Raw genomic sequence first — 10,551 nt, forward strand, 5'->3', positions numbered from 1 at the left:
CGCGCTGGCAAGAGAGCCACTGGCTGGCCAGTCATGTCGACCCTGTACGTGAGCTTACCGTCCATTTGGGACGGTTCGAGAAGCTGCCGATCCAAGGCGTGAGAACCTACCACTGTATTCGCACATATGTTCGCTAGGACGTGTGCGGCGCTTGTCGCGCCGTCTGCTCGGCGGCGGGAGGCAGGGCTTGGGGCCGAGACAGTAGACCCACACTTGCCAGTACCTGAGCCTCGGTTCCACGATGACGACTTGGCGTACCGAGCGAGAGTTCACCGCGTGACCGTGTCGGCCGCGATAGCGCATGGGGTCTCTGAGGTGCGGGTCCCTACCGCGCGACCAAGGACTGATCGGTGCCGCGTCGACTCATTCGGTTCTCGCGCTCATGCTGGACAGAATCGGCTCGGCTTCCATACGTAGCTGAGGTTCGAGAAGGTCCCACTCGCTGCCTTCGCCCACGATCCAGAGGTAGCGGCAGATCGCGGCGAGGAGAGCCAGGTTGCCGCTGAGGGTCTGGAGCTCTGGCATGTTGCGTATCCGCTGGGCGGTATGCGGGTCGAGAAGGCTGTTGCAGTAGAGCGTGGCTAGGTCGTACCCGGCGAACATGGGACGCCAGCTCTCCCAGTCGAGGATGCACATCTGTGGCTGGCGCAGGTTGGCCCAGTGCAAGTCTGCGTGCGCGGTCGTCCAGCTGACATCCGCGAAGACGTTCTCGGGCAACGTGATGCCGAAGTGGTGTTCGACGCTCCGGATGGTCGAGGCCACCGCGTCCAGTTCGTTGTGCCAGTCCATCGGGTGTGCCGCGAGCGCTGTGAGCGACCGTCGCAGTTCTTCCCACCAGATGTCCGGTAGGTGGGGGTCATCGCGCAGCACGCCGCCGGGGGCGACCGTCGTCCCTGGGGCGAGGGTCATCGCCTCGCCCCGGAGGCGCCGGCCGCTCAGGTACTCGTTGTTGTTCTGCCAGTCGTGCCACCGGAGAACGGTGGGTTTGGCGACGCCCAGGATCGAGTTGGCGGTGACGTTGCCGTCCCACCGGCAGACGGGCTCGTAGTCAGCGTCTTCCACCACGACCCTCAGCCAGACATCTTCGCCCTCGCTGCGGGCGACCGCGCCGGCTGAGCGCATGTCGAAGGTGTTGACCGGCTCGCCGACCACACTCACGTCCAGCGCAGCTGCTGCCGCGGCCAGCTGCTTGTCGAGCCAGACCCGTCGCTGCTCGACGGCTTTTTCGATCTCCTGGGCGTCCATGCTCACTTCTTCCAGAACTCGCCTTCTTTGCCCCAACTGCCGCCCTTGCGACCCCAGTCCACGCCACTGGTGCTCACGCTCGTCGTGGTGACGGCGGCCACGAGCTGTGCCCACCTAGTGTCGCGGTTGGACACTGCAGAGGCCATTGTCTCCAAGATCGTCATCTGCTTCCCCTTGTCTGTAGTAGTTCGGCAAGCGCCAGGACGGGCGCTTGCACGGAGTTTCGGCAGTGGTCGGTCTCGGTCGCGGTGAAGGTGCCGTGCTCGAAGAACCGATCACCCGCGTGTGCGCCCTGACAAAAGGAGAAGAACTCGCACGTGCGCTTGCAGGTCTCGAGTGCGGTCGTGAACTCCCGGACGTAGAGCAGGTCGTCAGAGCGCTGCACAATCGAGGGCAGGTCGTCTTCCAGCACGTTGCCCGCGATGAAGTCGTCGTAGGTGGTGCTGCGAGCTCCGAGCAGTTCCGGGGACAGCAGCACCACGTCCCCGTTCCACGCGATCGTCGGAATGGGGTCGTGCTTGGAGTCCGCGTCCCGCCGCTCCTGTGTCAGGCCGAGGAACCCGAACAGATTTGAGACCTCCCGCACGGTCACGTCTGTGTTGTGCCGGCACCACTCGAAGGTGTCACGCCAGAACTGGCGGGAGTGGTCGATCGAGGGTGTCTGGCCGTCGGCGTTCGCGCCTTCCTTGGCTTCGATGTTGAACCCGACCCACGACGTGCCCAGATCTCGCAGGAAGTCCAGGACCTGCGCGGCCTGGCCGGTGCCGCTCTGGCTGACGACCGCCAGGACGGTGAAGGGGATCCCCCTTCGTTTCAGAGTCTCGATGCCCGCGATGGTCCGGTCGAACATCGGCCGGCCACCGCGGTCGACGCGGTGGTGGTTGAGTTCACGAGGACCGTCGATGCTCACGCCCACACCGATCTCGTACTGCTCGAACACGTCGCACCAGGCGTCGGTGATCGGTCTGCCGCCGCCAGTCTGGACCTTGTGCCGCACACGCCCTGCTTGGCGCAGCGACTCGAACGGCTGCAACAACTGCACGAACCGCTCAAGCCCGACTGCCAATGGCTCGCCGCCGTGCCACACAACCTCAACTGGGTCCCACGACGAGCCGATGCCGTCCGCGATAGCGGACGCCACCTGAGGGGTCATTTCTTGCTTGAGGTGCCGTTCCAGCAGGTAGCAGTAGGTGCAGTCCATCGGGCACAGCGTTGTTGGCTGGACGACGATGGTCTTGGGCTGTTCGGCCAACCACGGGGTCATCGCTCCTCCGGCGTGTTGTCGCGGGCGTGACGCTGATCGAATCGCGCGTTCGTTCGTGATGATTCAAATATGGTTTGGAGGACGACCATGCGGCAGATGACAGGCAGGGACACGGAAGGACATTGATCATGTCCAGCGACGCCGCTGCGACCAGCGAGGGGAAGCGGCCGACGCCGAACCTTGTGCTGATCGCCCGGCGGCAGGCCAAGGGCTGGGGGCGAGACCGACTCGCCAGGGAGTTCAAGCGGCTTGGTCGCCAACTGGAGCTCACGACGCCGGAGTTGAGCGCCATGACCAAGGCGATCTACCGGCACGAGACCGGCAGAGCCGCCGTGCGCGACGAGGTCTACATCCGGCTGTACTGCGCCGCGTTCGAGGCCACACCACATGAGCTGTTCGGCACCCTCAACGCAAGTACCACGAACTGCCACTCGTATGGCCTCACGAGCCACAAGTTCGTACCAGTGCACCTCGGACCTGGGCTGCTCGCCGTGCTCATACAACGAGCGAACCTCACGCCGAGCTCGGTGCAATGGGCGGACTGCCACGTCGGACAGGTCGAATATCCGGCCGGCCTCTGCGAGCTGTACGCGTTCCCATGGGGCGTCGCGGTCTTCCACCTGGCCGAGGAGCTCAGCGTGCCGAACATCGCCAGCCTGGCGATGTGGCGTCGGCAGACCTATCGCGAGACCCGGCAGTGGGCGACGGCGTGGCTCCGCGAGCTGACCGGCTCGGACACACCCATCGCACACTACGTGCTGTCGGCCTACTGGTTGCACGAGTCACCGTGCAGCGGCCAGGAGCTCGACACCGCGATGAGGTTGCTGAGCATGCCCCGCGTCCTGCTCGACTGCGGGACGGACGAGGCCGGCCCATCGCTGCACCACGCGGAGCTGGTTGAGCAGATGCTGCTGCGCGATGGGTTCCACGACAGCCGCATCGACGAGTTCGGCATCCGCGGCGTGTCCATCGGATGCGCGAGTTGGGCGGGAATCAGCTACCACCCGCAAGCGGCGGGGCGAGCGCTCCAGACAGCGGACCTGGTCGACTGTGAGCTGCTGGTCCAGGCATTGTGGTGCTACTGCCACCGCGTGCACGAGCAAGTGGAACAAGGACGTGATCCAGTTGTCCCACCTGAGTACGGATGGCGCTGGATCCGTGCGGTCAGGTCGCGGTTGACCATGGCCAGGCCGCAGGAGACAGCGCAACACGCCGCGATGCGGCGGGCGGTGCTCGACACCAGCGAGCTGGGCAAGCACCTGACGACCGCGCTGGAGTTGCTGCGAGACACGAGCGGAGAATGATCAGGTGGACCTAGCCAAGAGCGTGCTGGTTGTCGTCGATATGCAGAACGGGTTCGTCTCCAGCAAGTCAGCGCCCGTCGTTCCGCACGTGGCGGATGTCGTGCGTCGTTGGGAAGAAGCTGGCGGCGCGACCGTGTTCACCCGATTCGTCAACCATCCCGGATCGCCCTACGAGCGGCTGATCAACTGGTCGCGAATGCAGACGTCTCCCGAGATCGACATCGTCGACGAGCTGGTCCCAGCATCACAGCGTGCGATCACGGTGCTGGACAAGCCGATCTACTCGCTGTTCACCGACGAAGGCGCCGCGACAGTGGCGCAACACGGTTGGACCGACATCGTGATCGTCGGGATCGCCACCGAGTCATGCGTGCTCAAGACCGCGTGCGACGCGTTCGAACGCGGCCTGACGCCCTGGGTGGTCAAGGACGCGGTCTACAGCCATGCGGGACAGGAAGCGCACGAGGCAGGCCTTCTCGTGACCAGCCGGTTCATCGGACGCCGTCAGCTCGTCGACGCGGACTCCCTTTTCGCCGACAAGCTGGTGGCGACCGCGTGACACGACCGGTAGCGGTGCTGGACATCGACGGCACTGTGGCCGACGTCCGCCATCGGCTTCACCTTCTCGACACCGACTCGCCGACCAAGTGGGCCGACTTCTTCGACGCGGCCGGCGATGATCCGGTGCTGCCGGATGGTGTCGAGCTGGCGCGCAAACTGGCCGTCGATCACGACGTCGTGTGGCTCACTGGGCGACCGGTACGACTGGCTGAGCTGACTCGCCGATGGCTCGCGGACCAAGGCCTGCCGCCGGGCGAACTGTTGATGCAGCCTCAGGGTGACAAGCGGCCGGCTCGGGTGGTGAAGCTTGAACGCGTTCTTGAGCTTCAACAGCACCGCACGGTCGTTCTGATCGTGGACGACGATCCCCGCGTCGTCAGCCAGCTCCGAGAGGCCGGACTTCCGGTCCATCACGCCACCTGGTCGCCCTGGTCCCCGGCGTTAGGCAATCAGTAGGTCGTACCGTGCCGTTCACATGGTGCCGCACGCATTTCGTATTGAAGCAAGTGACCCTCGGCACCTTAGTGCCGAGGGTCAGCTATGCAAGCTCGGGGCGAGCCCCGCTATGAAGCAGTCGGATAGTCCGTCGCGTAGTGAAGAAGGAACTTGAAGTCCCCGGGGCTTAGGGGAATCCACACCGTCAGATCACCCTTTGAGTCCCGGACAAGCGCCCCGCCGTTCTCGCATAACGCCATTTCGACGCATCCGCCTGAACCGTTGTCTGAGTGACTGCTCTTTTTCCATCGGTACAGGTCGTCTTTCATGCCCGCACCCGCCCTTCAGGTTGCCTTCACAGGTTCTTGGCCAGTCTATCCAGGAGGTTCCATGAGTCCTCCTGCGACAGCGCCACGCCCTGCTCAAGGTCGACCAACTGGTCGAACATGGCCTTGTACCGGCTCAGGTGATCATCACTGTTGAGGAACAGGGCAACCATTTCATGCTCGATGTGAATGAGGTCGACCTTCGGCTCGGGCGGGATCCGGAGGGCGATGCGGAACCCAGCGACCTGAGCGGCATAGGCGCCGGCGGTCAACGGCACGATCTGTATCTTCTTCAGCGGCATCTCGATTATGCCCTGTAGATGCCGACACAACCCTCTCATCGTCGCCGATCCGCCCACCAGGCGATGCAGCATCGCTTCGTCGATGACGACGTGCACCGGCTTGTCTTTGAGATTCTCGAACCTGACCTGCCGAAGCTCGACGTAGCGATCCAGGTCTTCCTGGGTGCTGTCGGGTTGTGCAGCTTTGCGGATGGCTCGAATGAAGTCCGGTGACTGAAACGGCCCAAATGGCTGGCCGGTCCCGTGTGCCCACAGTTCTTCGCAGGATCCCTCTACCTGCGCGTAGTCCAAGGTGTCGGCGTTCGCAACGTCGCTGTACTGCTCAAGCGGGTTGGCGATGCCGGTTTCCTTGGCCCACTGCACCAGCTCGCGGGTCTCCTTCTCGGACACTCCGTAGGCCTGGCACATGACTTCCACGTAGGCCGGGCGGATGGCCTGCCTGCCAGTTTCGATCTTGCTGACCGTTCCCTGCTTGATGCCAAGCCGCTCGGCGATCGCCGCTGAGGTCATCGGCACCTGGTCCCGAAGATCACGCAGCCTCTCGCCCAGGCGCTTCCTGACGAACGGCGTCCGCGGCTGCACCTCTTTGCTCATCCATCCTCCTGGCCGTCCTGGGTGACCAAGTGTGACCGACCCTCGCGAGACGAGGCGAGGCGGTTCCACCGAACGAAGTATTCCCTCAGGAATTATTCCTCAGGTAGTTTCGACCCTGGTCGACCTAGTCGACGACTCGTCTCCAGCCTTCACAGGTTCCGAAGCTGCCGGAGGCGGGTCGGTGGTCCGGGCTGCTGGTTCGCGGTTTACGCGGCGGCAGCCCGGACCGCCCGGCGAGGTGACGTTCGCCGCGGACAGTCCTGTCCTGCTCTGCGGTCATGGACGTCACGCAACCCGGAGAAGCAAGGAACTTCCGGAGGTGTGTGTTGCCGACCGAACTGACGTACGTCTTGTGGCTGACGGTGGCCGTGCTGGCCCCAGTCGGCCTGGCGGCCCTGGAGGTGCTGCTGGCAAGCCCCATCCAGCGAGGTACCGCCGACAGCCATCCACGTCGTGCACGCAGCCGACCGTCGCATCCTCCGTCGGCGACGCAGCTTCCGTCCTACTCCGCCGTCCGCCTCTGCCCCGACCTGGAGCGGCCGGTGCGAGGTGGGGGTGCCGACCGATCTTCGGGGTGTCGGCACCCCCGCGTGCATCGGCTCACGACTCGCGGACACGGAGACCTTGCCCAGGCGCGGCCAAAGGTTCGTACGAGTGACCTGCGGTGCTGGCTATCAGCTGGCGGTATTCGATGAGCGCGCTGCTGAACACCTCCACATTGTCCGAGGAGATCGGCAATCTCGGCGCCTCGCGCGCGCCTGTACGGAGACCGCGACGGACCTCCAAGATTCGCGCGGCAGCGCACGTCTCGGCCGAGCCGGAGTGGATGAAGACGCCGGACGCGTATTGGCGTGAGCACGACTTCGGGCGAGGCGGCCGCCCAGCGCCAGACACCCTGCTGACCGTCTCGCTCTCCGGCTTCGGTGTCCCTGTCGGTGTCACGTGCGGCAAGGTCCTCCCGTACGACGGCCGGTGGGTGTCGTCATCGTTCCCGGTCGTGCTGATGAGGCCTGGCTACGAGCCCACCTCTGTGTCGTGGATGCTCTCGACGACGCCCGCCCGCAACGGCGAGACGCTGCTCATCGCTACCTACGACCTGCTCGGCTGCAACCTCGCCGACGGGTTCGACCTCAGCGGCACTCAGGGCACCGGACGTTTTGACACAGAGACAGTCACCCTGCGGGCACGGCGACTGCGGCTCGCGGACGGCGAAGCATGACGGCCCCAAGGCTGATCGCGGTCGAGGCCGAGCTGGCGTTGTCGAGAGATATCGGCCGCGAGGTAACCCCGCCGCAGCGCAGCGATTCCGCCAGGACTGCCAGCCACGGGAGGTATCGGCGATGAGCAACCTGGTGCTGTTCGGTGAACTTCGTCGTCGTTTGGACGATCACCTTGAACGTGTGTCGCGCGTCGCGACCGATGGTGATGCCGACTCCGCCTTATCGGTGATGCGACAGGACGTTCCAGGTTTGGTCGCAGCACTACGTGTGTTCGCCGATGAGCATCGGCCGGACGAGAACGGCTGCTGCCGGAAGTGTCGCAGCGGAACGTTCTGGCGCAAGGTAGCGGCACCGTGCCGGATGTTGCTCAACGTGCACCTTGCTGTCGGTGCTGCGACAGCGACAACGCGGGACCGTACATGTTGGAGCCCCCGGCAGCACAGGCTGCGAACGTCCTCAAAGGACTGAAGTAGATCACTTGAAACCTTCTTACCAGTAAAAGGAATTGGGCTATGCCGAAGAGGTCCTCGACCGCACGTGGTCGCGCATTTGGTGAGGGCATGCGAAAAGCGATCGCGAACGCTGGGCTGACAGCACGCGAGGTCGCCGAGCTGCTGGACTGGGACGAAGCCAAGGTCTCGAACGTGCTGACCGGCAAGGGCGGCGTCAGCAAGCTCGAAGTCGCGTTGCTACTGGGTGTTTGCCGGGTCGAGGCCGCCGAGCGCGATCGCCTGCTCGTGTTGTTCCCAGTAAGGGAAATTCTTGGCTGGTGGCAGCAGCACGGTACCTGTGCGCCGATCCGGCCGAGCACGGCGCAGGCGCACGTCGCCAAGGCGAAGACTCTGCTCTCCTGGCAGCCGCATGTCGTGCCGATCTTCCTGCAGACAGACGCCTACATGCGTGAGCTGTTGGTCGCGTCCGCCACCGTGTCGGCGGCTGAGGTTGACGAGCGCTTGCGCGCGCAGTCCGAGTTCAGGGCGCTCCTCGGCAACCGGCTGGTCTGCACCTTCTTCATCCATGAGTTCGCACTCCAGCTTCAAGTGGGCGGACCTGCGACACATGCCGACCAGATACACCACCTGATGTTCATGGCGAACTGGAAGAACATCGAGATCCGCATGGTGCCCGCCGAGGCCGGCGCCCATGCGGGCATCGCAGGTTCGTTCTCGCACTTGAAGTCCGCGAAGTATGAGCCGGTGGTCTGGCTCGAAGCAGAGAACTCCAGCCTCTTCATTGAGAAGAAGGAGTCGATCACAGGCTACGAAGCGGTGGCTCGCGAACTCGACCGGGTGAGCCTGGACAGACAGAAGTCGATCGAGTTCATCGACCGCCTCCACACGAGGTTGCGAGAACTTGCAGGACAAGACGAATCAGGTTGTGAGGACGAGGAGACAGAGCAATGACTGAGACCGGAGTGCGCCCACTCGATGCCACCGCGGTGGAGGTCGTGGCCGCGCGGCTCAACGAGGCGATGGAGACAGGAAGTCGGCAAGACCGCGGACTGAGGCTGGGAGTTCGAGGTGAGATCGACCAACTGATCCGCTTTGGGCCGTCGCGCCTACCACTTCCTTCTGTAGTCGTGGTCCTGCTTGCGCTCGTGGCATGTGGAGGCTGGGGAATCCTGTGGGCGGCCACGACAGGGATCTGGGTGGCTGCGGGTCTGTTCGGAGTCCTGCTGATATTGGGAGTCTTCCTTCTCGACCAGGTGTGGCTGATGCAGAAGCGCGAGGATGCGCTGAAGGTCGGCCTGTACGTCGCCGCCGCGAACCAAGACTGAGATCTCTTATGCCAAAGGACTTCCGGGCCACGACGCTCGAACGTGCCATCGGGCGGCAGCTGGCGGGATGGCGCGACGAGCGCGCACTGAGCCTCACCGAGGCCGGTCAACGTGTGGGCTTCAGCAGCGCCAAGCTATCCATGATGGAGAACGCCATGCAGCCCTCAGCGCTCGTGGACATCATGGCGCTCGGGTACGTCTACAAGATGCCCACTCCGGAATGGCAGGCAGTGGTGCTGCGTGCGCAGCACGCGGAACGACTCCGCACGGGCATGCTCGACAACGCGCTGAACTTTGATCCGGCCGCGGACTTCGCGACTCTCGTGTTCGAGGCGTCAAGACTGCGCGTGTTCTCAACCGATCTCGTCCCCGCGATCCTTCAAACTCCTCATTATGCGAACGCCGTAACGCAGAACGAGGACCCGGTACGCGCCGCGCGGCTGGCAATGGTGCGCGAGGCCTGGGCAGGACGCCTCAACGGCAAGGATCCGCTCTTGGTCGAGGCCGTCTTTCCCGAGTCCGTCCTGAGGCCGGTGATCGGCGGGCCACGAGCGATGAAGGCTCAGCTGCTGCACCTTATGGAGATCAGCGAGCATCCGACGGTCAGCATCCAGATCGTGCCGCACAGTGTTGGGGTTTATCCGGCGATGGGCTCTCCGTTCACCCTGCTTGACTTCCCGCACCGCCAGCACAACAACGTTGCGTACGTGGAGACGCTCTTCAAGGCCGAGTACGTCGAGGATCCGGCGCTGACCGAGCAGTGCGCCCAGCGGTTCACCACGCTGCAGGAGCTCGCCCTCGATCCCGGTGAATCGCTGGAGCTCACCGCTGAAGCCGCCGCTGAGCCGACATGCACAAGCATGCGTTGAGATTCTCCGACCACCGGATGCTGAACGCCTCGCCACTGTAGTGAACAGGCTGACCTCGTTGGATGACGTTGGGCAGTCCGCAGAAGTCGCCTGATCGAGCGGCTGGCCGCACGCGACTGCTCACGGCTTGGCGCACTGCACTGCGCAGCAGGCTTGTCGCGCCGGCATCGATGTGCTCGAAGACCGGGTCTACTCGTCGGGCTGGATGATCATCAATCGGAATGGTGTCGACGGTGACTCGCGCCCGCACGTCTGCACCATGTGCCAGGCCAGGTTGCCGGGACCGTTGTCAGCCTGAGGAAGCCGCTGCCTGCTGATCCCAAGGACGCCGTCCGGGCTCTCGTCGAGGACCTCCGGCGTGCCAACGAGTACCGCCAAGCCGAACGCTTGCAACAACGAGGCGCTGTCGCTGTTCACCGACAAGTGATGTCACTTCACATGAACAAAGCCAGACGGGGCGAGAGTGACTGAGACCATCTACACGGCGGTGCCGGTTCCAGAGGATGAGGCGGCGCTGAGTGTGTTGCTGAGGCGGTGGAACGCGATAGGCGACCAGCACGGCGCAGTACATGGCGAGTACTTCCCGATGCTCGATATACAGCCAGGAATCGACTGCTGGTCATGAACACCGTTCTACGATAAGACCGGCATCGT

Annotated in this window: 14 protein-coding genes; 8 read left to right on the forward strand and 6 right to left on the reverse strand. The window is 64.1% G+C overall.

Features of this window, described 5'->3' with window-relative positions; genetic code table 11:
• Nucleotides 1–363: 363 nt before the first annotated feature.
• Genes AB0M24_RS38335 through amcB form a run of 3 tightly spaced genes read right to left on the reverse strand, consistent with a single transcriptional unit; the run spans nt 364 to nt 2,509 of the window.
• Nucleotides 364–1,245, reverse strand: a complete 882-nt coding sequence (locus AB0M24_RS38335) for a hypothetical protein (protein WP_363778388.1) — start codon at nt 1,243–1,245, stop codon at nt 364–366.
• Between the two features lie 2 nt (nt 1,246–1,247).
• Nucleotides 1,248–1,409: a multiple cyclophane-containing RiPP AmcA gene (amcA, locus tag AB0M24_RS38340; RefSeq protein ID WP_363778389.1), complete on the reverse strand. Its 162-nt coding sequence runs from the start codon at nt 1,407–1,409 to the stop codon at nt 1,248–1,250.
• Nucleotides 1,406–2,509 carry a cyclophane-forming radical SAM peptide maturase AmcB gene (gene amcB, locus AB0M24_RS38345; RefSeq protein ID WP_363778390.1) on the reverse strand — a complete coding sequence of 368 codons (1,104 nt, stop codon included), beginning with the start codon at nt 2,507–2,509 and terminating at the stop codon, nt 1,406–1,408. The genes amcA and amcB overlap by 4 nt, the downstream gene beginning before the upstream one ends.
• Before the next feature lie 128 nt (nt 2,510–2,637).
• Between amcB and AB0M24_RS38350 the strand changes: the two genes are divergently transcribed.
• The 3 genes from AB0M24_RS38350 to AB0M24_RS38360 are packed head-to-tail and all read left to right on the forward strand — an operon-like array spanning nt 2,638 to nt 4,830.
• Entirely contained in the window at nt 2,638–3,813 is a 1,176-nt protein-coding gene (locus AB0M24_RS38350) for a hypothetical protein (protein ID WP_363778391.1), read from the forward strand.
• A gap of 4 nt (nt 3,814–3,817) precedes the next feature.
• Nucleotides 3,818–4,372 carry an isochorismatase family cysteine hydrolase gene (locus tag AB0M24_RS38355; RefSeq protein ID WP_363778392.1) on the forward strand — a complete coding sequence of 185 codons (555 nt, stop codon included), beginning with the start codon at nt 3,818–3,820 and terminating at the stop codon, nt 4,370–4,372.
• 14 nt (nt 4,373–4,386) lie between these two features.
• Entirely contained in the window at nt 4,387–4,830 is a 444-nt protein-coding gene (locus AB0M24_RS38360) for a hypothetical protein (protein WP_363778393.1), read from the forward strand.
• Nucleotides 4,831–4,937: 107 nt separating this feature from the next.
• Here AB0M24_RS38360 and AB0M24_RS38365 read toward each other — a convergent pair whose 3' ends face one another.
• A complete protein-coding gene (locus AB0M24_RS38365) occupies nt 4,938–5,138 on the reverse strand; it encodes a DUF397 domain-containing protein (protein ID WP_363778394.1) in 201 nt (66 codons plus the stop codon).
• Between the two features lie 26 nt (nt 5,139–5,164).
• The gene (locus tag AB0M24_RS38370) at nt 5,165–6,031 is read right to left on the reverse strand and encodes a helix-turn-helix transcriptional regulator (protein ID WP_363778395.1); all 867 of its coding nucleotides are present in this window, start codon (nt 6,029–6,031) and stop codon (nt 5,165–5,167) included.
• 691 nt (nt 6,032–6,722) lie between these two features.
• On the opposite strand from AB0M24_RS38370, the gene AB0M24_RS38375 reads away from it, so the two are divergent.
• The 4 genes from AB0M24_RS38375 to AB0M24_RS38390 all read left to right on the forward strand — a co-directional run bounded on the left by AB0M24_RS38375 (nt 6,723) and on the right by AB0M24_RS38390 (nt 9,897).
• The gene (locus AB0M24_RS38375) at nt 6,723–7,250 is read left to right on the forward strand and encodes a hypothetical protein (RefSeq protein WP_363778396.1); all 528 of its coding nucleotides are present in this window, start codon (nt 6,723–6,725) and stop codon (nt 7,248–7,250) included.
• A gap of 561 nt (nt 7,251–7,811) precedes the next feature.
• A complete protein-coding gene (locus AB0M24_RS38380) occupies nt 7,812–8,654 on the forward strand; it encodes a helix-turn-helix transcriptional regulator (protein ID WP_363778397.1) in 843 nt (280 codons plus the stop codon).
• Nucleotides 8,651–9,028, forward strand: coding sequence for a hypothetical protein (locus tag AB0M24_RS38385; protein ID WP_363778398.1), 378 nt, complete (start codon nt 8,651–8,653; stop codon nt 9,026–9,028). Before AB0M24_RS38380 ends, AB0M24_RS38385 begins: the two co-directional genes overlap by 4 nt.
• A gap of 8 nt (nt 9,029–9,036) precedes the next feature.
• Nucleotides 9,037–9,897, forward strand: a complete 861-nt coding sequence (locus AB0M24_RS38390) for a helix-turn-helix transcriptional regulator (RefSeq protein ID WP_363778399.1) — start codon at nt 9,037–9,039, stop codon at nt 9,895–9,897.
• A 189-nt stretch (nt 9,898–10,086) separates the two neighbouring features.
• Here AB0M24_RS38390 and AB0M24_RS38395 read toward each other — a convergent pair whose 3' ends face one another.
• Nucleotides 10,087–10,314 carry a hypothetical protein gene (locus AB0M24_RS38395; RefSeq protein ID WP_363778400.1) on the reverse strand — a complete coding sequence of 76 codons (228 nt, stop codon included), beginning with the start codon at nt 10,312–10,314 and terminating at the stop codon, nt 10,087–10,089.
• Between the two features lie 46 nt (nt 10,315–10,360).
• Between AB0M24_RS38395 and AB0M24_RS38400 the strand changes: the two genes are divergently transcribed.
• Nucleotides 10,361–10,522, forward strand: a complete 162-nt coding sequence (locus AB0M24_RS38400) for a hypothetical protein (RefSeq protein WP_363778401.1) — start codon at nt 10,361–10,363, stop codon at nt 10,520–10,522.
• Nucleotides 10,523–10,551: the final 29 nt, after the last annotated feature.

This window comes from Lentzea sp. NPDC051838 (assembly GCF_040681245.1).
GTDB lineage: Bacteria > Actinomycetota > Actinomycetes > Mycobacteriales > Pseudonocardiaceae > Lentzea.